Annotated in this window: 21 protein-coding genes and 1 rRNA gene; 12 read left to right on the top strand and 10 right to left on the bottom strand. The window is 44.6% G+C overall.

The genetic code is table 11. The annotated features are described in order from the left end of the window. Window positions 1-235, bottom strand: a 16S ribosomal RNA gene (locus BFN00_RS14520); the annotation flags it as partial. Window positions 236-777: 542 nt separating this feature from the next. On the opposite strand from BFN00_RS14520, the gene BFN00_RS14525 reads away from it, so the two are divergent. The 6 genes from BFN00_RS14525 to BFN00_RS14550 all read left to right on the top strand — a co-directional run bounded on the left by BFN00_RS14525 (window position 778) and on the right by BFN00_RS14550 (window position 5,332). Next, on the top strand, window positions 778-1,677 hold the full coding sequence (locus BFN00_RS14525; protein ID WP_005246048.1) for an MlaA family lipoprotein: 900 nt from the start codon (window positions 778-780) through the stop codon (window positions 1,675-1,677). Window positions 1,678-1,780: 103 nt separating this feature from the next. Continuing rightward, window positions 1,781-2,749 carry an RsbU family protein phosphatase GigA gene (gene gigA / locus BFN00_RS14530; RefSeq protein WP_004732911.1) on the top strand — a complete coding sequence of 323 codons (969 nt, stop codon included), beginning with the start codon at window positions 1,781-1,783 and terminating at the stop codon, window positions 2,747-2,749. A 112-nt stretch (window positions 2,750-2,861) separates the two neighbouring features. Then, a complete protein-coding gene (gigB, locus tag BFN00_RS14535) occupies window positions 2,862-3,380 on the top strand; it encodes an anti-anti-sigma factor GigB (protein ID WP_004647542.1) in 519 nt (172 codons plus the stop codon). A gap of 20 nt (window positions 3,381-3,400) precedes the next feature. Further along, on the top strand, window positions 3,401-4,228 hold the full coding sequence (locus BFN00_RS14540) for a carbon-nitrogen hydrolase family protein (RefSeq protein WP_005107790.1): 828 nt from the start codon (window positions 3,401-3,403) through the stop codon (window positions 4,226-4,228). Window positions 4,229-4,330: 102 nt separating this feature from the next. Continuing rightward, complete coding sequence (locus BFN00_RS14545) at window positions 4,331-4,756, top strand: organic hydroperoxide resistance protein (protein WP_004732917.1); 426 nt, start codon at window positions 4,331-4,333, stop codon at window positions 4,754-4,756. 183 nt (window positions 4,757-4,939) lie between these two features. Beyond that, window positions 4,940-5,332, top strand: coding sequence for a DUF4951 domain-containing protein (locus BFN00_RS14550; RefSeq protein WP_005103334.1), 393 nt, complete (start codon window positions 4,940-4,942; stop codon window positions 5,330-5,332). A gap of 50 nt (window positions 5,333-5,382) precedes the next feature. Here the strand turns inward: BFN00_RS14550 and gspE are convergent, their stop codons facing one another. Further along, the gene (gspE, locus tag BFN00_RS14555) at window positions 5,383-6,870 is read right to left on the bottom strand and encodes a type II secretion system ATPase GspE (protein ID WP_005246044.1); all 1,488 of its coding nucleotides are present in this window, start codon (window positions 6,868-6,870) and stop codon (window positions 5,383-5,385) included. A gap of 144 nt (window positions 6,871-7,014) precedes the next feature. Between gspE and BFN00_RS14560 the strand changes: the two genes are divergently transcribed. After that, window positions 7,015-7,794, top strand: a complete 780-nt coding sequence (locus tag BFN00_RS14560; RefSeq protein WP_086044916.1) for a DUF432 domain-containing protein — start codon at window positions 7,015-7,017, stop codon at window positions 7,792-7,794. 9 nt (window positions 7,795-7,803) lie between these two features. Beyond that, window positions 7,804-8,727 carry a mechanosensitive ion channel family protein gene (locus BFN00_RS14565; RefSeq protein WP_005250806.1) on the top strand — a complete coding sequence of 308 codons (924 nt, stop codon included), beginning with the start codon at window positions 7,804-7,806 and terminating at the stop codon, window positions 8,725-8,727. Between the two features lie 47 nt (window positions 8,728-8,774). Here BFN00_RS14565 and BFN00_RS14570 read toward each other — a convergent pair whose 3' ends face one another. Further along, window positions 8,775-11,483, bottom strand: coding sequence for a DUF2339 domain-containing protein (locus BFN00_RS14570; protein ID WP_071852238.1), 2,709 nt, complete (start codon window positions 11,481-11,483; stop codon window positions 8,775-8,777). A gap of 161 nt (window positions 11,484-11,644) precedes the next feature. Here BFN00_RS14570 and polA point away from each other — a divergent pair, with 161 nt between their 5' ends. Further along, window positions 11,645-14,407, top strand: a complete 2,763-nt coding sequence (gene polA, locus BFN00_RS14575) for a DNA polymerase I (RefSeq protein ID WP_071852239.1) — start codon at window positions 11,645-11,647, stop codon at window positions 14,405-14,407. A gap of 359 nt (window positions 14,408-14,766) precedes the next feature. On the opposite strand, the gene BFN00_RS14580 is transcribed toward polA, so the two are convergent. Genes BFN00_RS14580 through ppx form a run of 5 tightly spaced genes read right to left on the bottom strand, consistent with a single transcriptional unit; the run spans window position 14,767 to window position 19,886 of the window. After that, a complete protein-coding gene (locus BFN00_RS14580; RefSeq protein ID WP_004278259.1) occupies window positions 14,767-15,336 on the bottom strand; it encodes a YggT family protein in 570 nt (189 codons plus the stop codon). Between the two features lie 19 nt (window positions 15,337-15,355). After that, on the bottom strand, window positions 15,356-16,195 hold the full coding sequence (gene proC, locus BFN00_RS14585) for a pyrroline-5-carboxylate reductase (RefSeq protein WP_071852240.1): 840 nt from the start codon (window positions 16,193-16,195) through the stop codon (window positions 15,356-15,358). A 2-nt stretch (window positions 16,196-16,197) separates the two neighbouring features. Further along, on the bottom strand, window positions 16,198-17,574 hold the full coding sequence (gene tilS, locus BFN00_RS14590; RefSeq protein ID WP_071852241.1) for a tRNA lysidine(34) synthetase TilS: 1,377 nt from the start codon (window positions 17,572-17,574) through the stop codon (window positions 16,198-16,200). Then, complete coding sequence (locus BFN00_RS14595; protein WP_004278263.1) at window positions 17,511-18,335, bottom strand: acetyl-CoA carboxylase carboxyltransferase subunit alpha; 825 nt, start codon at window positions 18,333-18,335, stop codon at window positions 17,511-17,513. Before BFN00_RS14595 ends, tilS begins: the two co-directional genes overlap by 64 nt. A 30-nt stretch (window positions 18,336-18,365) precedes the next feature. Then, the gene (ppx, locus tag BFN00_RS14600) at window positions 18,366-19,886 is read right to left on the bottom strand and encodes an exopolyphosphatase (protein WP_004278264.1); all 1,521 of its coding nucleotides are present in this window, start codon (window positions 19,884-19,886) and stop codon (window positions 18,366-18,368) included. Between the two features lie 260 nt (window positions 19,887-20,146). Here ppx and trxA point away from each other — a divergent pair, with 260 nt between their 5' ends. From trxA to BFN00_RS14615, 3 genes are all read left to right on the top strand, one after another. After that, window positions 20,147-20,473 (top strand): thioredoxin, encoded by a 327-nt coding sequence (gene trxA / locus BFN00_RS14605; protein ID WP_005250793.1) that lies wholly within the window; start codon window positions 20,147-20,149, stop codon window positions 20,471-20,473. A gap of 322 nt (window positions 20,474-20,795) precedes the next feature. Continuing rightward, entirely contained in the window at window positions 20,796-22,064 is a 1,269-nt protein-coding gene (rho, locus tag BFN00_RS14610; protein WP_004278267.1) for a transcription termination factor Rho, read from the top strand. A 400-nt stretch (window positions 22,065-22,464) separates the two neighbouring features. Then, window positions 22,465-22,764, top strand: coding sequence for a hypothetical protein (locus BFN00_RS14615; protein ID WP_071852242.1), 300 nt, complete (start codon window positions 22,465-22,467; stop codon window positions 22,762-22,764). 104 nt (window positions 22,765-22,868) lie between these two features. On the opposite strand, the gene BFN00_RS14620 is transcribed toward BFN00_RS14615, so the two are convergent. Beyond that, entirely contained in the window at window positions 22,869-23,165 is a 297-nt protein-coding gene (locus BFN00_RS14620; RefSeq protein ID WP_004783565.1) for an integration host factor subunit alpha, read from the bottom strand. After that, complete coding sequence (pheT, locus tag BFN00_RS14625; RefSeq protein WP_071852243.1) at window positions 23,162-25,543, bottom strand: phenylalanine--tRNA ligase subunit beta; 2,382 nt, start codon at window positions 25,541-25,543, stop codon at window positions 23,162-23,164. The genes BFN00_RS14620 and pheT overlap by 4 nt, the downstream gene beginning before the upstream one ends. Between the last annotated feature and the right edge of the window lie 123 nt (window positions 25,544-25,666).

The raw sequence follows: 25,666 nt of genomic DNA on the forward strand, positions 1-25,666 counted from the left end.
CGCCTTAGGCTCATCTATTAGCGCAAGGCCCGAAGGTCCCCTGCTTTCTCCCGTAGGACGTATGCGGTATTAGCATCCCTTTCGAGATGTTGTCCCCCACTAATAGGCAGATTCCTAAGCATTACTCACCCGTCCGCCGCTAGGTCAAGTAGCAAGCTACTTTTCCCCGCTCGACTTGCATGTGTTAAGCCTGCCGCCAGCGTTCAATCTGAGCCATGATCAAACTCTTCAGTTTAATACTATGTAGTGCCTTAAAGGGCACCAATCTTGGCTCATCAATTTTCTGACAAATATTTCTCAAATAAACTTCGAGTAATTTCTACCATCAATCAATGAAAATAATTTCGATCAATCAACCAGTAAAAATCCACACAAGTTGTTCTTCATAATCTCTTAATGATCTTCTTGCTAATTCGTCACCAGCAAGCTAGGTCGGCTATATTACTCTCTATCTCTAGAAAGTCAACAAGTAATGAAAACTATTTTTCAAACTTATCAAATAAAACCCAACTCAATTAAACTTAACTAAGTCACTGTTTTATCAGAAGTTTTAATCTTCATCACCGCCGATGGATGTGCATTCTACAGCATTTCAGAGCCCTTGCAACACCTTTTTCAAGAAAATCATTTTGTATGTATATTTTTTAAGCTTTTCGTGTGTTTTCATTCATTTTTTATACAAATTTGCTTAAATGATGTCTATTCGTGAATATAACGTTTATTATTTTCATACTAATAAGTAGTGCTACTTACACAGAAAAGGCCTCGGGTTACCTTATGCATCGTTCTATTTACTTATCTATATGTTTATTTTCTTTAGCCTCAAGCGCACATGTTTTCGCCGAGGTGGCCACCGATGTGGAAAATCTGGAAAACGAGCCTGCAAAAACGCCACTTAGAACAAAGATCTCAACCAAAGCGCAACAATTACAAACGCAACTGAAAGTTGATGCCAGTGCAGCACAAGCTGAAGAAGTTAAAGATCCTTTTCAGCCGCTAAATAGAAAGATCTATCAGTTTAATGATGCGATTGACCGCACCGTGGTACGTCCCATAGCCGTACAATATGTGGAAAAAGTTCCTCAAGATGTTCGTGGCAGCTATACCCAGTTCCGCAGTAACCTAGGTGAACCTTGGAATGTGGTGAATCAGCTGATTCAAGGTCGTCCTGCCCGCGCTGCTAAATCCCTAGGTCGTTTTACCATTAACACCTTAACAACTTTAGGACTGGCTGATCCAGCGCGTCGCCTGGGCTTGAGTCATGAAGAGGAAAAATTTGGAATTACCTTAGGTTATTATGGCGTGCCTTCTGGCCCTTATATCATGTTGCCATTTTTAGGTCCAAGTTCTGTCCGTGGCGTAATCGGTACTGCTGTAGATAGTCAAGCTCGTCCACAAAAATACATTCTCGAAGATGAAGATGGACTTTACTGGACTGATCAGTTTTGGCGTGCCATCGATACCCGTTCAGAAATACTGGACGTTGAAGGAGTGCTGACTGGCGATCGCTATGCGCAGATTCGCGATATTTATTTACAACGTACCAATTATGCAATTGCAGAAAAGAAAGGTACAGAACAAGATACGCTTTTCCTAGAAGATGATTTTGAAGATGACAATTCTGATGATGCACCTTCTAGTGATAGCAACATTGAATCTTCAAACGAAGATCTTTAAGTTTAAGCTTCATGTATGATTGCTAGTGAAAATCTGTTCGCTAGCAATACTTTGCTTGTTATAGTACATCTTATAGCCAATCCTGGGATTGAATCACTTTTTTATGTATTTCATTCAACCGACTCGTGATATTCCTTACTTAGATCAAGTACTTGATACGCTTCCTCATGTTCAGATGATCTATCTGGATGATCATGAACTGTATGACTCTACGATTATTGCGATTGCAGATGTACATGATTATCTGAAATATAAGTGGAATCTGCCTACGATTGTACTGGCCTTAGAAAATGAAGGTACTGCTTTGGCTCAGGCCTGGGAACAAGGGGCTTTAGCCGGCTGGATCTGGAACAAGCTTCCCGAGAATCCAGATCTGGCATTACAAAAAATTGATGCACAATATAAGCGTAACCAGGATAGCCGTGACCTGCCTTCTGCTGCAGAACTACAAAAAAAATTGTTACCGAATCCGATTGAACTGACCAATTACGAGGTCGAAACCTATTTTCAGCCTTCAGCCTATCTTTCAGGGGATTGGTATGATTATTGGAAAATCAGCGACAAAGAAGTGATTTTCTATTTGGCCGATGTATCCGGACATGGCGTCACCAGTAGTTTGCTCACGTCCTGGATGGCAGCTTTCCATGGTCGCTCCAAGACGCCGCGCGAGCTGATCAAGAAGCTGAACGGTATGCTGATGCAGGAAAATATTGAAAAGCACATCACCATGATTGCCGGGATTCTTAATCTGGAAACCCATGTATTAAAATGGTCCAGCGCTGGACATTATCCTCCACCGATTATATTTGAACCCAATCAAGAACCTAAAATCCTCTCTTCCAGCAGTTTCCCTTTGGGCTTAACCGAAGATCTTGAAGTTGAGGAAAATGAATGGGTATTAAGTCGCAATGCGCGCTTTATTATCTGCTCGGATGGCGCACTGGAACCTTTTGATGGTGGTTTAAATGAACAATTCTCGCAATTATTACACCATTTGCAGAATCAATCTTTTCAGGCTCCGGAACACGTGGCTGACGATATCGCCTTTTTAAGCTTTATCCGCGTAAATTAGCAGTATATTTACAGGCTTTATAAGCACTTAATTTGATTACTACTTTCAGCCACTTGAGTATCAATACACCCTATGGGATAATTTAATATCCTTCTCTGCAAATGGCATTTATATGTCAACAGGTCATGTTGAATATGCAAGTCTGAACGGAACGCATATTTTTAAGCTTATCGGCGAAGTGCGTGCCCAATCTTGTATTAGTCTAGACAAATTACTGAACAAAATTGAACAGCAAGACAACGTAGTTGGCGCTATCGTTGATCTCACCGAAACCAGTTTCATTGACAGTACCGTACTGGGTGTTTTAGCGAAACTAGGACTCAAACTCAAGCAAGTACACAATATTCAGGCTGTCATGCTTTCTACCAATTCTGACATTACCACTTTGGCCAATAGTATGGGATTGAGCCAGGTGTTTGTGATTCTGAATTATTGTGGTGATCCAAATGTCTGCACACGTGCGCTGATGGAAGAACATGTCACGCATCAAAATATGCTGAATACGGTTCTGGATGCGCATAAAACCTTGATGAAACTGAATCAAAGCAATCAGAACATGTTTGAACCTTTAGTCAAACAGCTACAGAAAGAGCAAGACAATTTAGATAAAATTTCCGAGCAAAAGGTATAACCATCTTATAAGAGGACCCTATGACTTTACTTTCTGTTGTACAAATGAATTCTCAAAATGAAATTGATGTCAATTTCGTGGAGATTGAATCTTTAATTCAACAAAGTAAGGCCAATGGTGCTGAACTGATTGTTTTCCCGGAAAACTTTGTCTGTTTTGCAGCAGGTAAACAGCGTGAAACTGCTGCACAATTTGAAGTGATTCAGCAGCGTCTGGAACAACTTGCCCATGAATATGACACCTGGATCGTTGCCGGTACATTACCCTGCCCTTATCGTCCGGATGGTTCAATCATTGAGGATGGCCGGGTGCGTACCGTTAGCCTGTGTATCAGTCCGGAACGGACCGAAGCACGTTATGACAAAATTCACCTGTTTGATGTGCAAGTCGGCGATGCTGTCGGTGGTTATCAGGAATCCAAGTTCTTTGAACCCGGCACAGATGTTGTCGTAGCCAAAACACCTTTTGGCAATATTGGGTTAATGGTCTGTTATGACCTGCGCTTTCCGGAACTGGCGTTAAATTTACGAGCCAAAGGTGCAAACCTCTTGACCGCTCCTTCTGCCTTTACCTATACCACAGGTGAAATGCACTGGCAGCTTCTTCTGCAAACACGTGCTCTAGATAGCCAATGCTCGGTGCTTGGTGCAGCTCAACAAGGCTGGCATGGAGAAAAACGCCAGACTTGGGGACATGCAGCCGCCACCAATAGTCGTGGACAACTTCTTAATATGATCCATGCAGAAGGTGCTCAACTCATCACCGTCGACTTTGATTTAAATGAACAGCAAAAAGTGCGTGAATCCATGCCTTTAATGCAACACCGTAGACTTCTTCAACTTTCCTGAATCGTTTCATTTGCTTGCATAAAATAACAAAATCCCTGCTTATTCTTCAGGTGAAATCACCGAGCATAGAAGCTCTACGAAAAATAAACAGGGATTTAACTCATGTCATTAGAAAAAGCCGTCTATACCGCACATGCCAAAGCCACAGGGGGCCGTGATGGTCGCGCCATTTCTGACGATCAGATTCTGGACGTCCAATTGGCCGTACCTAAAGAAATGGGGGGACCAGGCGGTGGAACCAATCCTGAACAGCTCTTTGCCGCAGGTTATTCCGCCTGTTTCTTGGGTGCAATGAAATTTGTTGCCAATCGTGACAAGCTCAATATCAGTAAAGATGCCTATATTGAAGGTGATGTTGGGATTGGTCCGATTCCTACCGGGTTCGGGATCGAAGTGACATTAAACATCCATCTTGAAGGCATGGATCAGGAAGAAGCAAAAAAACTGGTGGATGCTGCGCATATTGTCTGTCCATACTCAAATGCGACCCGTAATAATATTGATGTGAACTTAAACGTAATTACTTAATTTTTTTATTTAACAGCTATCCTGAAAAAAGTTTCAGGATAGCTAGACTTCAATTATAAATTTCAAAATTTACCCGCTTCATCTTTTGTCAAAAGCTACTTCTCTTCCCCACTTGAAAACTGCAGCAAAAACTTAAGAAATTATATATAATGATTCTTATTTACATTTATTCGATTTATATTGATGTTAAAACTAGTTCTTCTGAATTCTCTCCTGCTCCTCACTGCTACAACCTCTTTTGCAGATCTTTATCTCTCAGAAAAAATCCGTCCGAAAATAAAATCTCTGCTCAATACTGAAATTGAACGCCTACCCATTCCTGCAACACCCAACAATATGATTCTGCCTGAATTTGGTAAAGGGATTATTGGCTGGGGAGCTGGCCCCAAAGATGCTGAAGCCCGTTTTCTCAATATTACTCAGGCAGATGTTGAAACAATGAAACAGGAAGGACTGAGTTTAGCAATGGCACAAGCCTGGCAGAACTTTTATGAAAATGAAACTCTGCGTAATCCGGGAAATCCGACTGCACCTTTTCGTGCACAACTCATGAAAAAAATCGTCAGTCTCTGGTAAATATCCAAAAGTCCTGACGATCATTATGATAAAGCGAGCAGATTAAAAAATTATTCTACTGCTTCGTTGGTTACTCGCAATACTTCTTCAATCGTGGTTTTTCCGGCCAATACTTTACGCAGACCATCATCACGAATGGAACCTGACTGCTGACGTACATAGCTTTCGATTTCATATTCAGCCGCATTGCCATGAATCAAACGGCGCATATGATCATCGACTGGGACAATTTCATAAATTGCAGTACGGCCACTAAAGCCAGTATTGCCACAACGTTCACAGCCTTGAGGTTGCGGTAATCTTAAATCTTGGGGATGCTCAATATTGCCAAATAGATTCTTCTCGAAAGCATCTGCCTCATGCCAGGTCGCGCAATGTGGACACAAGGTACGCACCAGACGTTGGGCAATTACCCCGATTAAAGAACTGGACAGCAGAAATGGTTCAATTCCCATATCTTTCAGGCGCGTAACCGCACCAATCGCGGTATTGGTGTGTAAGGTGGATAACACCAGATGTCCTGTCAGGGATGCCTGCACCGCAATTTCTGCGGTTTCCAGATCACGAATCTCACCAACCATGACCACATCCGGGTCCTGACGCAACATGGCTTTTAACGCACGGGCAAAAGTCATATCCACTTTGGTATTGACCTGCGTTTGTCCAATGCCTTCCAGCTGATATTCAATCGGATCTTCAGCCGTGAGGATATTTTTGGAACCATCATTCAGATCAGAAAGTGCCGCATATAAAGTGGTGGTTTTACCCGAACCGGTCGGGCCGGTTACCAGAATAATCCCGTGCGGGCGATGTACTAAGGTCTTGAGTCGATCATAGTCATTATTCATCAAGCCCAAATGGGTCATATTCAAACGGCCGGCCTGCTTGTCCAGCAAACGCATCACCACCCGCTCCCCATAAGAAGATGGCAAGGTGGATACACGGACATCGACTTCACGACCAGCCAGACGCAAAGAAATACGGCCATCTTGAGGAATACGCTTTTCGGCAATATCCAGTTTGGCCATGACTTTAATCCGTGAAACCAGAAGCGGTGCCAGTTCACGGCGTGGCTGTACAATTTCGCGTAACTGGCCATCGACCCGTAAACGCACCGACAATTTTTTCTCAAAAGATTCAATATGAATATCGGAAGCCCCGACACGAATCGCCTCTGAGAGCAATGCATTGATCAGCCGCACAATCGGCGCATCATCTTCCTGATCCATCAGGTCTTCAGCTTCAGGTACGGAATCAGCCAGGCTGAGTAAATCCGGATGATCTTCCAGACCGGCAGCGACCTGTTGCGATTCGCCGCTATCGCCGGCAAAACTGGAACTGAGTAACTGGTTAAATTCCTGTTCGCTACAGAGTTGAAAATGAGCCGGATAACCGAGCAGACGGCGAGCTTCCTGCAATGCAAGCATCGAGGTATTGTCACGACGCAGAATAAAGGCCTGATCTCCCTCATAACGCAACAGCACACCATGGCGCTTGGCGAAGCTATATGGGATTTGTAATTGTTTAAGTACTTGCATCGCGGATTATAATAATGATGAAAAAATTTAAATTGAGTGTACTCTAAGCATATGACAGCGTGAAGTATGTTTTCAAAGATTTAGCAAGAAAGGGTGCCAAGATTGCCGCGAGATAAAGATGAATTAATCCCGAATACAGCGAAAATGCGCTGGTGGGGAGAACAGAATTTTGAAATAAATCAGTCTAAAGCCTGGCAGTTTGGCTCCTTGCTGTTTCGGCTGACCCGAGGGATTCAGGAATGGCGACTGGAATATTTCCGCCCTTCTGTGCAATACGATTATGAACAGCAATGGCATCAGATTGATGATCCGAATTTTGCCTTTCCCCCACCTGTGAAAATTGAACGCTATATGTTCAAATCCACGCAAAACAAATTGCAACTGATGCCACGCCTTGCAGACCGTTCTGTGGTGATTAAACCAGTCGATCCGATTTATATTCCTGCCGGACAGCGCGGTACGCTTTATATCAGCACGCCCTTATGGATTGCCGGTTTTGTCGAGGGGCAGCGCGAACCGATTTTCGATTTGCCGGTAATCTTGCCAAAAGACACCTGGTTTGGACCCAATCACCGTTCGGGGGAAATCTGTTATGCCACCGCAGTCGATGGCAGAACCGAACTGAAACAGTTACATCCGCGAGCCTTTCGTGCAGTCACGCCGATTGAGTTTCACAATACCAGTAACCAGCAATTGCGCTTTGACCGAATGAATGTGCCAGTGCCTGCCCTGCCGCTTTTTTACAGTGAAAGTACCGGCCGCTTATGGACCTCACAAATCCGCGTTTTGCATGAAAGTTCGGATCGTCCACCACGGATTCGGGTCGAAAACCGCACACCACCAAATGCTGGTGAAGTGGCCTATCTGCATCCACCGCGCGATCCGGCAGGTGCGTTATTTAATATGTTTGATTCATTTTTCTAAGGGCGTCTGATGCCAAGTTCAAATATTCCGACCGAAGTCACCAACAGCCTGAAGGGAGTATTTACCAATATCAATACCGACCGTTTGACCGAAGTTCTGGTGGCGGTGGTGTTGTGCTTTATTGGTTTCCTGATCGCACGCTTTATTTCCAATACCTTTATTCGCACCATTGGTGTCCGTTTTAATGCCCATCAGAAACTGGTCTGGCGCCGCGGAATTTTCTATTTTATCTTCCTGCTGTTTGTGATGGCTAGTCTGAAAGAAGCCGGTTTTAAACTCAGTGTCTTCCTTGGCGCTGCAGGGATTTTAACGGTCGCACTGGGTTTTGCTTCGCAAACCTCAGCATCCAACCTGATCAGTGGTCTGTTCCTGATTGGTGAAGGTTCTTTTGAAGTCGGTGATACCATCCAGATTACCTTGATTCGTGGGCATACCATTGAAGGCGAAGTGATTTCGATTGATCTGCTCTCGGTTAAACTTTTGACCCAAGATAATATCTATGTGCGTTTACCGAATGAACAGCTAATTCGGGCACCGGTGCAGAACTTGTCGAAATTTCCGATACGGCGGATTCCGATTACGTTGGCGATCAATTTCCATGAAAATATTATCAAGGTACGCGAAGTTCTGCTGGACGTTGCCAATAAATATCCACTGGTACTGGCCGACCCGAAACCTGCAGTCACCGTTACCGCTTTCCGTGAATCTTCGATTGAACTGCTGTTTGCAGTGTGGTGCCAACAGGAAAACTACCTGAAAGTTCGTGATGAAATGCAGGAACGGATTCGCAACGGCTTTGTCGATAACCAGATTGAAATTCCGGTGCCAAAAATGGGCTTTGTCGATCATCCACTTTCCCGTCCTTTGGAAAATGAAGAAATCGATCAATATGCCAATGAAAAGGCCCTCAAAAGAGAGCCTGATCTGAAATAACCCTTAGATTCCCTCTCCTTTTTAAAGGAGAGGGTTAGGGAGAGGATTCAAAGCTCCCTCTCCGGCATCGGCGCAATATAAGCAATCAGTAGCATCACCCCGCCCGCCAGCAAGAAGGAAATCACCCGGGTCAGGGTGCCAATATGTGACAGGTCAAATAGTACGAGCTTCAAGGTCACAATCACCAGAATACTGCCGCCTAAAATCCACATCAGTTTCAGTTTTTTGAGCGTTGCTGTCCACATGGTAATCCAGGCGAGTAATACCCAAAGTATGGTCAGACTAAGCTGAACCGTCGCATTGCTCCATAATGCCAGCTCATTAAACGGCGTCTGCAGGTACACATGTAAAGCTCTTAAAACAATATAACTGGAAAGCCATAACAGACTTAGTACCATTAAAACTGCGATCATGCCTTTATCACGTCCCACCTTGATTTGCTGTAACAGCATCCAGATAAAACTGGCAAACATGGCGATACTGATCAGGTCAAAAGGATTCAGAATCGGCAGCCAGTAATATTGAAAGGCTTGCTGGCTAAACAGCTGTGAACAAACCAGCCAAGTTGCCATCAGCAATAAACAGCTCTTGGTTTGCCAAAGCTGCTGCCAACCTGACTGCACATCCTGCCGATAGCACCACAGGCAGAATAATAAAGGTAAAATCACCATGCTCAGATAAGGCATGTTCGGGATCAGGCATAAACTTGCCAGAGCCAGACTGCTAAAAACGCCAAAGCTCATCCATTCTTTGGAGAGCTGCAAGCCAGCCAGCGGTCTAAGCCACAGAATGGCCAATAATATCGTTGAAAGTGCAGAAACCCCACGTTCCAGATCACTATTCCAGACAATCACCGCATTCTGACTGCGATCCAGAGTTAGAATCGCCGCAATGACCAGCAAGGGCGAGATGCCACTCCACTTCGGCAGTAACCATGACCACTCCTGATTTTTGCGCAGGATCATTTCATTGAACATTACATAACCCAGTGTGATGATAAATAAACTCAGCACATAGGCATGCTGACTCGGAAATTCATCTTCCAGCAAGGCAAATAGCATCAAACTGGCCGCGACACTTAGGCTGCTTAAAAAACTGACACTCAGACTATTCATCTGCTGCTGGTACTGCTTTTTAAGCTGACTGATGACCACGACTGCCACATAGCACAGACTCAAAATCCAGAAAATTATTCGCGGTGTTGGATTAATCTCGACCAGATAATACAGGCTGCTGAATCCGGCCATCAGCAATAAGCCCATGCTCAGATAGTGTGCTACCCGGACATTTTTTTCCAAGGCCCATAAATAAATCAGCACACCTTCAACTGCCCAGCCAATCACACTCCATTGTTCTGTCAATAAGATCGGGGGCACCAAGGCGAGAAAAATCAGCATCAGGCTCAGATAGCTCTGCGAAATGAGCAGGATAGTTTGTTTACGGCGCAGCAGTGTCCAGCAAGCGGCAAAGACCAGTGCAAAGAACAGGCTTAATCCAGCTTGCCAGAGTTTTTGATTGGGCTGATTAAAATGAATCAGATACAAAAAAATATAAGCGGTAATAGGAGCAGCAAAAATCAGTGCTAAGTCCAATACCGGTTTTAATTGAAAACGTGAGAGATCCTGTCGTGCCAGCAACTCGCTAAAGCGGAAACCTAGCCAGATAAACAGTGCACTATGTGCCAGAATCAGCGCAGTCATGGCATAACGCTCATATGTATAACCATGAATCAGGCTATATATCCCGCCAACGACCCCAGTGACTAAAAAAGCAATTTGATTGAGAATCTTCCATGGTCGGAAACTGCTCAGCACTGCCACCCCGATATTGATCAGCAAATAATAGCTAATCAGCTCAACGGCAGAAGCATCGCGGGTCGGTAAGGTAAACGGCGCCAGATAAGCAATCAGCAAAGCCATCAAAGCCAGTTCGATGCTTTCCTGTTTCAGGCTTAAATATAGAGTGATGGCCAGAATAATGAGAAATAGCAATGTTGCCAACGGTAACGTGGGAATCACCAGATTGTAATAGGCAAAAAATAAGGTCAGGAACAGACTCCCCAAACCCAGTCCTTCCAGTGCCAGAGCAAAACTCCGATTTTTTTGCATCAGGCGATAACCCAGACCTGTTACACAGCCACTTGCCAGTGCAACCAGGCCCAATTTTGCAGCCAGACTGAGTTGCCAGTGCTCGGTGGCAAAGCGCAGCAGTAAAATAATCCCAATCACCAAAATACTGATTGCGACCTTGAGGACAGGATTCCCCTGAAAAAGCCAGCGCTGCAGTTGATCTACCAGATGAGGAGAATCGTTTACCTCTTGGGCAGACTCGGTTTTCACCAATGGAACAGAATCGGATCGATCCGGTGATCGCTGTAAGGGATCGGCAGAAAGAGATTGTGATTGCAGCTGTATCAAGCGCCCTTCCAGACGTTGCAGCCACCTGAGCAAAAAGAATACCCAGGCCGTAATCCCGATCCCCATCAGCCAATCCAGTTCAGCCAGTCCACCAACAATGGCAGTAATTGAAGAAATATATAAAGGAACTTTAGAGTTTTGCTCCAAGGACATCTGCTGCTGTCCGGCCAATTGATTCAGCGGTGCTTCTACCGCAGTGACATATTGCATCACGCTAAAGATAAACCCCAAACCACACAGATAAGTCACAATCTGATAACCCAGATACCAGGCGCTGATCCCGGCAATCAGCAGGGTAATCAGCCAGATCATGCGCAACTCATTCCGTCCTGCAGCCATTCTTATATTTCTCTTTCCTGAATTGTTCCATCATACAACAGCTTGTGCTGCTTATTTCATCTTCGGCCGATATTCGCTAAGCTGTAAACTCAGACTCGCCTCAGCGAGCGCGGTAAAAATCACGTACAATAGCGCTGTATTTTGAATAAGGAATTGATTACATGCCACCATTTGTCTTGGTCGATGGCTCTTACTTTTTATTTCGTGCCTTTCACGCACTGCCACCATTAACCACGTCAACCGGTTTACATACCAATGCAATTCGTGGTGCGATTTCTGCTATTCAAAAACTGATGCGCCGGACCCAACCGACCCATATGGCGGTAATTTTTGATACCCCCGAACCGACCTTCCGGCATGAGCTGTCACCGATTTATAAAGGTGACCGTCCCAGCATGCCAACGGAATTATCCGAACAGATTCCTTATCTGCATGCCTTGATCCGCGCCTTGGGCATTCCGCTGCATACCTTGCCGGGTGCCGAAGCCGATGACATTATCGGGACACTGGCCAAACGTGCCGAGGCGATGGGACATCAGGTGCTGATCTCTACGGGCGATAAAGATATGGCGCAACTGGTGACCGAAAAAGTTACCCTGGAAGACAGCTTTAAAGAAAAACCGCTGGATGTCGACGGCGTGTTTGAAAAGTTTGGCGTCTGGCCGAATCAGATTATTGACTATCTGACCCTGATGGGCGATGCATCAGATGGCATCATGGGCGTGCCAGGTGTAGGTGCCAAAACTGCAGCAAAACTGCTCACTGAATATGGCTCGATTGGCGGCATTTTAGAAAATGTCGACAAGATCAAAGGCAAAGTCGGTCAAAATATTAAAGAACATGTCGATGGCATTGCACTGGACCATCAGCTGGCCAGTATTGTGATCGATCTGGATCTTAACTTTGGTTATGACGATTTAAAACTGTGTGAGCCGAATGTCGAGACCTTACGTCATTTGTACACCGAGCTGGAATTCCGTAACCAGCTGCAGTCCTTAGATCACCCGAACAACCCGAATAATTCAAATTATCAGCAAGCAGCAAAATCTATTAACGCCAAAGCGGTTACAGCACCAGAACCTCTGGAAGACCATGCGTCTGTGACCAGCAGTGATGACCAGTTAGGACAAGCCACCTATCACACGGTATTAAACCAACAAGATTGGGACACACTGTTTGAACGCTTAAGTACCGAAAAACGTTTTGCCTTTGATACCGAAACCACCAGTCTGGATTATCGTATTGCACAGATTGTCGGTTTCTCAGTCGCCTTCGATGCGCAAGATGCCTACTATGTTCCCTTGGCACATGATTATGAAGGCGCACCGGAACAGCTGAATCGTGAAGTAATTCTGGCGCAGATCAAACCAATTCTGGAAGATGAGTCTGTAAAGAAAATTGGTCATCATCTGAAATATGATGCACATGTACTGGAAAATCATGGTATTCATCTGGCAGGCTGGTATTTCGACACCATGCTGGCTTCCTATGTCCTGAATTCCGTCGCGACTCGTCATGGCATGGATGATGTGGCCCGTCTGTATTTGAGTCATCTGACCACGACTTATGAACAGGTGGCCGGTAAAGGCGCCAAACAGAAGACCTTCAACCAGATTCCACTTGAAACTGCAGCGCATTATGCTGCAGAAGATGCACATGTTACCTATCGTCTTTATGAAGTCTTGAGCAGCAAATTACAGGCACATCCTGAACTGGTGAATATTCTGCATAATATTGAAGTTCCGGTCGCACGTGTACTGACGCAAATGGAAGAAAACGGCATCGAACTGGATCTGGCTTTTCTGGATCAGCTTGGGGGTGAGTTTGCCAATACCATGCAAGATCTGGAAAACCAGATTATGGAAATTACAGGGGAAAGCTTTAATGTCAGCTCACCGAAACAGGTCGGTGAAGTGTTATTTGAAAAGCTGGGCCTAAAAGGCGGTAAAAAAACCACCACCGGACAATACAGTACCAGTGAAAGTGTACTGGAAAAAATTGAACATCCGATTGCCCAGCTGATTCTGGAATATCGTGGTTTGTCCAAGCTCAAAAGTACCTATACCGATGGTTTATGCAAACAGGCCAATCCTGATACTCACCGTGTGCATACCAGTTATCATCAGGCACTGACTGCAACTGGCCGTTTATCATCGACTGATCCAAACCTGCAGAACATTCCGATTCGTGCCGAAATTGGCCGTCAAATCCGTAAGGCTTTTGTGGCATCTGAAGGCCGTGTCTTGCTGGCAGCCGATTACTCACAAATTGAATTGCGTCTCATGGCACATTTATCTCAGGATGAAGCCCTGCTGGATGCCTTTATTCATGGTCAGGATGTACACCGCCGTACTGCTGCGGAAGTTTTGGGCATTCCGTTGGAAGAAGTGACCAATGACCAGCGCCGTCAGGCCAAGGCTGTCAACTTCGGCCTACTTTACGGTATGTCCGAGTTTGGTCTGATCCGTCAGTTGGGCTTTACCCGTCAGGAATCACAGGATTATATCAAGCAGTATTTCCATCGTTATCCGGGCATTTATGACTATATGCAACGTACCCGTCAGGTCGCATTAGAACAGGGTTTTGTTGAAACCCTGCTCGGTCGCCGTTTATATACCCCAGATATTGATGCCCGTAATATGATGGTGCGTAAAGCGGCAGAGCGTGCTGCGATTAATGCTCCGCTACAAGGTTCGGCTGCGGATATCATTAAAATGGCGATGATTGAAGTCGACAAGATGTTGCCGAAAGATCAGGCCAAAATGCTGTTGCAAGTACATGATGAACTGGTATTTGAAGTGGATGAAGACATTGCCGATGAACTCGCACCTAAACTGGCAGAAGTGATGCAATCGGTATTGCAGATTTCTGTACCATTGGTGGTAGAAGTGGGTAAAGGTAAAAACTGGGATGAGGCGCATTAATGTGCCTTTAACCCCATCTTCCTTATAGGAGGTGAGGAATATATTCCGCAAGGGGATGGAGGGGATTTTAATTTATAATCCTCATCTACAGGCAGCGATATTAAAATCTTTTCTGCTATCAAGTTTCGAACGCATATTTTTCTATTTTTAGGAAATCAGCAGCATTACTGGTTCAGAGTATCCAAGTTCCCTCTCCTTCCAGGAGAGGGTTAGGGAGAGGTTAATATCCCATCTTCTTGCACTTCGATTAAAACTTGTTCAAGGCTTGGGAAGTTTAACAAATCCCTCCCAACCTCCCTTTTTCTAAAGGGAGGAGCAAATAAAAAGGACGCCTCAGCGTCCTTTTTATTTGGATCCGATTAAAGACCGGTAAGCAATACAATCGCCACCTGGTTCATAATCATTTCGATAATAATCAAAGTCAAAATGGCAAAGATTGGAGAAAGGTCAATCATGCCCATATTGGGCATAATCCGGCGGAATGGTGCCAGTAAAGGTTCAGCCAGTTCTTGCACGACTTCAATATAAGGCGAACGAGACTGAGTAAACATCACCACCCAACTTAAGATAATCGTAGCGAAAATCAAATAACGACAGAAACGGATCAAATCCTGCATCATGGTGACAAAAGTCAGAATAATCAGATGGACAGGCCCATTCGGCATCCCACCTGACAGATACATCATGCCAAAAATTTTAAGCAGATAGAGCACGACCAATAATGCCAAAGCAGCAGTACTGACTCGGCCTTTGGCCAAGGTTGGGAAAATTCGACCAAATACATCTACAATTTTAGTGGCTTTCACGGTAGAAAGAACCACAGGATTGTAAGGACTGACCGCTGCCAGTTGCATTAAAAATCGGAAGAATACGAGCAAAATCGCGACGTTAATGATAATGCCAAAAATTAGCGCAGAATTTGCACCCATACTTGAACGTTCCTAAAAATTAAACTGAAGATTTGCTGCTTTCACTGAGCTCTTGTGCCAGTTCTTGACTGCGTTTTTGTGCAGCGGCAAGTGCCGCCTGAATATTTTGAGAAATCTGGGCGCGATCAAAGACTTCAAGTGCGGCCTGTGTAGTCCCATTTGGAGAAGTCACATTTTTACGTAACTCAGCCGGCGTATTCGAGCTGGTAATCGCCATTTGCGCCGCCCCTAAAGCCGTCTGCAAAGTCAGTGCGGTTGCAACTTTTTCATCCAGACCTAAATTTTTACCCGCACGAATCATACTTTCCATCATATAGAAAAAGTAAGCCGGACCCGAACCCGAGACGGCAGTGACTGCATCAATTTGTGCTTCTGAGTCAACCCAAATGGTCAGCCCGGTCGACGCCAGAACCTGACTGGCTAGCTCACGGTCACTGGTTTCCACAAATGCATTGGCATATAAACCATGTGCCCCAGTCTGTACCAATGCTGGCGTGTTCGGCATGACTCGGACAATACGCTCTGTCCCCAACAATCCTGATAATGTGGCAATTTCTGCACCGGCAACAATGGAAATAATCAGTTTATTATTAACCAGACCTTTTAAAGGTTGCAGCACTTGAGCCAGAACCTGAGGTTTTACCGCCAGTACAACAATATCTGCATCCTGAATTGCAGCGCTATTATCCCCGGTCACATTAATTTCTTTTTCCGCCAATAAAGCACGGACTTTTTCGACCGGATCAGAAACTGTAATACGTGTTGCTGGCAAACCACGTGAAATCAGACCACCAATTAAGGCTTGGGCCATATTACCGCCACCAATAAAACAGATATTACAATTTAAAGCTGCACTCATGTTCAATGCTCGTCGTTGAGTTCTAAAGTTGAAGAAACCGAAATCGGCAGCCATCCGCCTGCTTCACAATATGCAGATTGGGCCAACCAAAATCCTTTAGGGGTAAACACGCCTAGCATAACATTATCTGTGCTTAATATTTGAATAGTATGCCGAGCCCAGGGAAATATTTGCGCTTCCTGAATAGCTTTTTTCAGCGGCCAGGTACCGACACGGCCATATAAATGAATTTTTTCGCCACCCTGCCGCTGCTGCAAATGCAAAGCTTGCTGCAATAATGTAGGAGATAAACCTAGCTGTGCAGGCGCGATGATAAATTTCCCTGACAAAACCTGCACGCTGTCTTTTAAAGCGAATTTTATAGTTTTTGGACTAGTTTGAACCTGTTGCTGCTCGGCCAAATAAGTCTCTGCGGTCAAACGATATAATTGCTGCTGATAGCGCACATAATAAAAGCCTTGCCAATGCAATGCCGCCTGAGCATCTTGTTTGGCATGAATGACTTCGCGTTGCAAACGCTCTACCATCGCTAAAGATGGACGATACTGTTGTTTACCTTTCATCCAGGCAGAGAGCAATTGATGTTGTCGTGATTTTGAAAGCTGTAGAAATTTATCAAGATCGAGCTGCGTTTCAGTCCCACAAGATACTAAATCCTGTTGCAGCACTTCTTGTAAAATGTCTTGAGCATCCTGCATTAACTCACTGGTTCGCACCAAGGCAGCTTGCATTTTAGGATAGCGTTCGCTTAATACCGGCCACAGGGTCTGGCGTGCCCAAGCTCGGTCATAATGGGTATCAACATTGGTCGGATCTTCAATATTCTGAACATTTAAGTCTGATGCCCATTGGCAAATCTGCTCACGGGAAATATCCAGCAATGGCCGCCAAATCGTGAGATTTTCACGTACATCGATTTGTTTCATGGCTGCTAAACCGTCAATGCCGGCGCCAGACAATAAACGCAGCATCAGGGTTTCCGCCTGATCTTGTTGATGATGCGCTAACACCAAAATTTCATCCGCTTGCAAATGTTGCCGATAGGCCTGATAACGTGAATTGCGCGCTTGCTTTTCCAAATTACCACTAGCGACATTGACTGGCTGAATGATGCAGGGAATATTCAGTTGCTGACACTGCTGCTGGACAAAAGTGCCCCATACACTACTGATACTTTGCAACTGGTGATCAACATAGATTGCCCGAACTTTTTCCGGACATAAAAAAAACATCAGATGCAGCAACAGCATAGAATCTACGCCGCCACTGCATCCGATGAGAAATTTTGTCTCTGCAGGAAAGTCCTGCAGCTGTTTTAAGAAACCAGACCTAAATTGTCGCTGCCAAACTTCATTAAACGTTGGTAACGTGCTTCGCATCGTGCTTGCGCTTCCATTGGTTGCAGTTCATTCAAAGCTTCTTTCAGCACTGCTTTCAAGCTGTTCATGACCTGATCCGGATTTAAATGAGCACCCTCACCTTCATCCACCACATATTCTACAATACCCATTTTCTGCAATTTTTCTGCAGTCAGAGCCAAGGCTTCACTGGCCTGTTCAGCTTTTTCAGCGGTTTTCCAGAGAATTGAGGCACAGCCTTCCGGAGAAATCACCGAATAAATACTGTGAGAGAGCATCACCACACGGTCTGCTACCCCAATACCCAGCGCACCACCTGAACCGCCTTCACCCAGTACAGTTGCAATCACAGGTACTTTCAAATTGGAAAGCTGAGCCAGACTAGTGGCAATTGCTTCAGCCTGACCACGCTCTTCTGCACCAACACCCGGATAAGCACCCATAGTGTCAATAAAAGTGAATACTGGCAGGTTAAAACGCTCTGCCATGTCTAGCAGACGCTGTGCCTTACGATAACCTTCCGGATTACTCATGCCGAAATTATGCTGTAATTTTTCACGGGTACTACGACCACGATGCTGACCGACGATCATCACCGGTTGACCATCAAAACGAGCCAGACCACCGATCATCGCGCCATCATCACCATATAGGCGGTCACCATGTAAAGCATCAAATTCAGTGAATATTTCACCCACATAGTCCAGGAATTGTGGACGTTCTGGATGACGTGCAATCTGCACTGTCGCCCATGCTTTTGATGGAGTTGCTTTATTTTTCATAGGTTAACCGTTTTCATCCCTATAAAGGTATTAATTAACAAACTGTTCGGATTGAATCGAGAGTTCAATCTCCCAATTTTTAAATTGCTGCTGTTCATCGTGCAGTTCAGCGACCAGCAATGGCCATTGCTTGGCATCACCAGACACGCTGAGTTGCCATTGTTGCGCATTTTCAACCTTGAGTTCAATGGCAGGAAGCATCTCATCGCTACGACTGTGATTGACCAAAACCGACAGACGAAGCAGCAAACATAACCATAAAAGTTTAGATCCACCGACTTTCATCACATCAATCTTGGCATCAGCGCGCAATTTACGCCGATGGTGCGCGACCAAATGTGACAAATGATTTTGATCAACTTGCGAGAAACCGGCAATATCCGAATGTTGTAATAAATACGCGCCATGACGATGATAGCCACTGTGACTGATGGCCAAACCAATCTCATGCAGATAGGCGGCACGACGTAACAGGTCACTATCTTCAACACTCAACCCGAGTTCACTGGCCACGTCATTAAACAATTTCTGTGCGGTCTGAACCACACGTTCTGCCTGCTTGGCATCGGCATTATATCGACCAATCAAGGCATGGACGGAACGATCACGGATATCTTCATGCTTGAAACGGCCAAGCAAGTCATACATCACGCCTTCACGTAGTGCACCATCGGAATAGACCAAATGATCAATTCCCAATACATCAAAGACAGCATAGAGAATAGCAATACCAGCAGGCAAGACGGCACGACGGTCATCTTTCAGACCTTCGAATTCCATGTCCGAGACATATTTATATTTAAGTAGTTTGTCTTTAAGCTTTTCCAAGCCTTCACGCGTCAACTGTTCGCGATCATTGCTCCAGCCCATATTGACGCAAATCTGGCGGCAGGCTTTAATGGTACCACTCGAGCCAACGACAGCATCCCAACCGGCTTCTTTATAAGTATTGGCAATTCCGGAAATTTCTTTACGCGCCGCAGTGACTGCTTTATCAAAAGCTTTGGCGCTGATTTCCCCATCCTGAAAATAGGCCTTGGTAAAGGCTACACAGCCCATTTGTACCGATTCGGTATGAATCGGCTCGAATTCTTCACCGATAATCAGCTCAGTTGAACCGCCACCGATGTCAACCACCAAACGACGACCGCTGTTGGCCATGGTATGCGATACACCCAGATAAATCAGACGGGCTTCTTCACGACCGGCGATAATTTCGATCGGTTTCGGTAAAATTTCTGCAGCTTTCTGGATAAATTCATGGCCGTTTTTGGCTTGACGCAAAGCATTCGTCGCCACAATCCGTAATCGGTTCGGCTGAACTGCGCCTAAACGTCCGACAAAACGGGCCAGACAGGCCAAACCGCGTTGCTGGGCGGCTTCGGTTAAATTCTTATTTTCGTCTAGTCCTGCGGCAAGCTGAACTTTTTCTGACATTGATGCCACTTTCTTCACTTCGCCATGGTCTACACGGGCGATGGCCAAATGAAAGCTGTTTGATCCCATATCGATGGCGGCAAGTAATTCTTCATCAATCAAAAAGTCAGACATTCCAGAAATAAACCTTTAACGAATTGTGCTTAGAGTAATTCACATGCATGCAATTTAAAAGCCATTTGTAGAGACAATTTAATGCCTTATTCTTTTTTGTATCGGGAATAATAGTGAGACACGATCATCACTATCGTGATCATCCATTAGACAAAATAACATTAAGCATTGAAAATTTACAGATTCCCCTACATTGTTAAAGATGGCTATGTAATACTAATAATTAGTTATCTTTAAAATATTAATCTGGAGCACATTCCATGTCTGGCAACATCATAAACACTACTGACGCAAACTTCGAAGCAGACGTTCTTCAATCAGACGTTCCTGTACTGGTGGACTTTTGGGCAGGCTGGTGTGCACCATGTAAAGCAATTGCACCCGTACTTGAAGTGCTTGCTGATGAATACCAAGGCAAAGTTAAAATCGTGAAAGTTGACGTAACTTCTTGCGAACAAACTGCTGTGAATTTCAACATCCGTAACATCCCGGCTTTGTTGATGTTCAAAAATGGTGAAGTTGTTGCGACTCAAGTCGGTGCTGCACCAAAATCTAAACTGACTGCATTTATTGATGACAATATCTAAGCACAGCATTTTTAGTAAAAAATACGCGACTCATGCTCGCGTATTTTTTTCGGCTATAAATTGACAAACCTAGCATTTTCTCTTATATTCGCTACTCAAGAGATAAAGGATCCTAAATCCTGTCAATTTCTTACAAGACACATTACATAAGATGCCGCTCGGCAATAGAAATTGTTTTCCACATTTTCCTTTGAAACACTCAAACAGATCTCTGAATTGTTCTTTTGCAAATTCAATTGCTTTCGTTTGAATGCTGGTATGCGGCCGAATGTTACTCCCTTTCTAACCTGTACCTCAGAACTTTGATTCTATCTGACCACCTATGAATTTAACCGAACTCAAGAAAAAACCGATTGGCGAACTCATCAAGATTGCCGAGTTTATGGGCCTCGAAGGTATGGCTCGTAACCGTAAGCAAGACATTATTTTTGCCATCTTAAAACGTCATGCAATGAATGGCGAAGAGATTTTTGGTGATGGCGTTCTAGAAATTTTGTCAGATGGTTTTGGCTTTTTACGCTCAGCCGCAGGTTCTTATTTAGCAGGTCCTGACGATATCTATGTCAGCCCTTCTCAAATTCGTCGTTTTAACCTCCGTACTGGCGACACCATTACTGGCACCATTCGCCCGCCGAAAGAAGGCGAACGTTATTTTGCTTTACTTAAAGTCAATCAGATTAACTACGACACACCTGAAAATTCACGTAACAAGATTCTGTTTGAAAACTTGACCCCATTATTCCCGACCGAACAGTTGGTGATGGAGTTGGGCAATGGCACCACTGAAGATTTAACCACCCGTGTGATCGACTTAGTTGCACCGATTGGTAAAGGCCAGCGTTCAATTATTGTGGCTCCGCCGAAAGCGGGTAAAACCATGCTGCTGCAAAGCATTGCACAGTCCATCGTTCGCAATAATCCTGAAGTTATTCTGATCGTTCTCCTAATTGATGAGCGTCCAGAAGAAGTGACTGAGATGGAGCGTACGGTTCGTGGTGAAGTCGTGGCTTCTACCTTTGATGAATCTCCTGCACGTCACGTTCAAGTCGCTGAAATGGTGATTGAAAAAGCAAAACGTCTGGTTGAGCACAAGAAAGATGTGGTGATTCTGCTTGACTCGATTACCCGTCTGGCACGTGCCTATAACACCGTGATCCCTTCATCAGGCAAAGTACTGACTGGTGGTGTGGATGCGCATGCCCTAGAACGTCCTAAACGTTTCTTTGGTGCTGCACGTAATATCGAAGAAGGTGGTTCACTAACCATCATTTCTACTGCCCTGATTGAAACCGGTAGTAAAATGGATGAAGTGATTTACGAAGAATTCAAAGGTACAGGTAACCAGGAAATTACCCTTGATCGTCGCATTGCAGAAAAGCGCGTATTCCCTGCGATGAACATCAAGAAATCTGGTACTCGCCGTGAAGAACGCCTGATGTCAGAAGACAATCTGCGTAAAGTCTGGATTCTGCGCAAGCTGTTGCATACTCAAGATGAGTTGGCGGCAATGGAATTCTTACTGGATCGCATGAAAGAAACCAAGACCAACGATGATTTCTTTGATCAGATGAAACGCAAAGCTTCAAATTAAAATTTCAAATGAAAGGTCACCCAAGCGGTGGCCTTTTTTAGGTTGACATAAATTACAGAATGAAACAATCAAGCCTGATTTATGTAAACTTATTTTTAAGTTTTTGATTAATAAAATATTCAGATTAAAAATTGTATAACTTTTAAGTGTTTAACAAGCCTTTCTCCAATCTAAATGTTTCATTCCATTGTTATTTTCTGTTAAAAACTTCTTATTTTTTATCGTTTTTCCGTACTTTTTTGATCATTGCCAGTAGCAATTAAAAATGCGCAGTGATAGCATATTTGCAGACCAGTTAGACTGCTCCTGCGTTGTTAGTCCCTAACACAATTAGGAACAATAAAAGCACTTAACAGACTAACTTTGGTTTTTTTAATCTCAATTTTTAGAGAGTGATGCCATGTTATTCAAAAAAATCGCTATTGCTGCTGCAGTTGCTACTACTTTAGCTTTCGTTGGTTGTGCTAAAAAAGCTGACGACGCTGCTGCTGACGCTAACCAAGCTGCTTCTGAAGCTGTAGAAGCTGCTTCTGAAGCTGAAGCTGCTGCTGACGCTGCTGCTGTAGAAGCTACTGACGTTGAAGCTTCTTCTGAAGTTGCTGCTGAAGTTGACGCTGCATCTGAAGCTGAAGCTGCTGCTGCAGTTGCTACTGAAGCTGCTGCTGACGCTACTGCTGCTTCTGAAGCTGCTGCTCAATAATCTTTTAGATTATTCAGTACAAAAAAAGAGAGCCTTTGGCTCTCTTTTTTTATTTTAAAAACTGAAATTTAAAAATATTAGATTTCAGCTTTTAAAAAAGCAGATCAGTTGATCTGCTCATTTCCCACACGTTGACGGAACTTCTGTCCCGCACGGAAGGTTACTACACGGCGTGCAGAAATCGGAATCTCTTCACCCGTTTTCGGGTTACGGCCTGGACGTTGACGCTTGTCACGCAACTCAAAATTACCAAAACCCGAAAGTTTTACTTGCTCGCCTGAGATGAGCGCCTGGCTAATCTCATCGAAGAACAACTCAACCATTTGTTTTGCTTCACGACGGTTTAAACTCGTGAGCTCACTTAAATGATCAGCCATTTCTGCTTTAGTTAGTGCTGTCATGAAGCCCTCAATGTCGCTTGGTAAGTGTTTTCTAACACTTGAAGGATATTATCCATACCTGATTTAATTTCAGCATCTTCCAGTGTACGGCTTGGATGCTGCCAGAGAAGTGCAAATGCCAGTGAGCGTTTCCCTTCTTCTACTCCTTGTCCAGTGTACACATCGAACAACCAAGTTGAGTCTAAAAGCTCTCCGCCTGTTTTTTCGATAAGTCCCTGAATTTCGCTAACATTAATCTTATCACTAATTAAAAGCGCAATATCACGTCGAACCGATGGAAAACGTGATAATTCTGTAAAATTAGATACATAAGTTTGCAAAACAGCCGCTTGATCCAATTCTGCTACCCATGTGGTTGCCAGATCAAGTTCGTCTTCAAGTGAGGGATGTAAACGCCCCAAGTAACCAATTGATTGACCATTCACGAGAATTTCTGCGGATTGCCCTGGGTGCAACCAGCTACGCTCTGAACGCACATATTCTACTTTGACACGACCAGCAGCCAGAATTTCTTCTACATCACCCTTAAAGTCAAAGAAGTCCATTGGCTGTGCCTTACCATGCCAAGACTCAGCATGACGTGAACCAGTCGCAATCAATGCAAAAGTTGGAATCTGTTTTAAATCGTGGATGCTGCTGGCTTCTTGATAGTCGAAACGCAGACCGAGCTCAAAGAAACGTACACGGCTTTGCTGGCGGTTGACATTGTACTGAACACAAGGAATCAGGCTAGACAGCAAGGTTGAACGCATCACAGCCAAATCACTTGAAATTGGATTAGCTAATGCTAATGGATTCACACTGGAATTAAGTTGCTTTTCAAGTTTTAGGTCTGAGAAGCTAAAGCTGATCGCTTCTTGGTAACCTAAAGTTACGGCAGTTTGACGGAGTTGACCCAACTCAAATTGATCTTGGTATTTCGCCAATTTCACATCAATCACAGGCAGACTGATTTGAATATTGTCATAACCGTGAATACGTGCCACTTCTTCAATCAAATCTTGATAGATCACCATGTCATAACGATGTGATGGCGGCACTACAGACCACTCACCTTCTGCTTTTACTGTAACTTCACAACCTAAACGGGTTAAAGCATCAGTAATGAACGCTGAGTCAACACTATAACCTAGCAGTTGATCGACTTGGGCTTGATTCAATTCAATTGCGTCACGTGTTGGCAATAGAGCCGCATTTTCGGCAACTGTAATTGGTCCGAACTCACCGCCCGCAAGTTCAGCAATCAATTGTGATGCGCGGTGCATAGCGATCAATGGCAATTCAAAATCGACACCACGTTCATAACGCTGAGAAGCATCGGTATGCAAGCCAAAGCTACGTGCACGACCCGCAATATGCAGTGGCGCGAAGAATGCAGATTCCAGGAAAATTTCAGTGGTTGCATCGCTGACTGCTGAAGACAAGCCGCCCATAATACCGGCAATGGCTAATGCTTTTTCATCATCTGCAATCACCATCACTTTTTCGTTGAGTTCAACTTCTTGTTCATTGAGCAAAACTAACTTTTCAGCTTCCGTCGCTTGACGTACATGTACCGCACCTTGAACTTTACCGCCATCAAATGCGTGTAGCGGTTGACCAAGCTCGATTAATACATAGTTGGTAATATCGACCAGAATGCTGTGCTGACGAATACCTGAACGTGCCAATGCACGCTCCATCCATACAGGAGTCACAGCCTTGGTATTGACGTTCTTGATGACACGACCCAAATAGCGTGGGCAGCCTTCAGTCGATACAACGACTTTCTTTTCTTCGCTAATAGTCGCAGCTACTTCTTTAATTTCAGGGGCAGTTACTGGCAATTGGTTAATCACACCAATTTCACGTGCGATCCCGCGAATACTGAAGCAGTCCCCACGGTTCGGTGTAATGCTGATGTCAATCACGTTGTCATCAAGGTCTAGATATTCACGAATGTTCATACCTACTGGTGCATCCGCTGGAAGCTCTAACAAACCATCAATTTTATCTTCTAAATCGATTTCTGAAGCGCCGCACAGCATGCCTTGTGACTCTATACCACGTAGCTTGCCTTTCTTGATTTTGAAATCGCCTGGAAGTACTGCACCAATGGTCGCAACTGGCGCTTTCATGCCGGCACGTACGTTTGGCGCACCACATACAATTTGCAGTGGCTCACCTGAACCGATATTGACAGTGGTCACACGCAAGCGATCTGCATCAGGATGTTGTTCTACCGTCAGGACTTCCCCCACCACTACGCCGGTAAAGGGTTTAGCTGCAGGCGCAAGTTCATCCACTTCCAGACCCAACATGGTCAGTTGATCAGAAAGTTTTTCGCTATCGATGGCTGGGTTAACCCATGTGCGTAGCCAATTTTCGCTAATTTTCATTGATATAAAACCTGTAATTCAAATCTCTAGAATCCCCCTCTGCTCCCCCATTTTCCAAAGAGGGAGAACTCCATCTATTTCGCGGAGTTCCTCTCCTTTTTAAAAGAAGAGGTTAGGAGAGGA

Origin of the sequence: Acinetobacter sp. AR2-3 (genome assembly GCF_001878775.1) — a bacterium.
In the GTDB taxonomy this organism is placed as follows: Bacteria; Pseudomonadota; Gammaproteobacteria; order Pseudomonadales; family Moraxellaceae; genus Acinetobacter; species Acinetobacter lwoffii_D.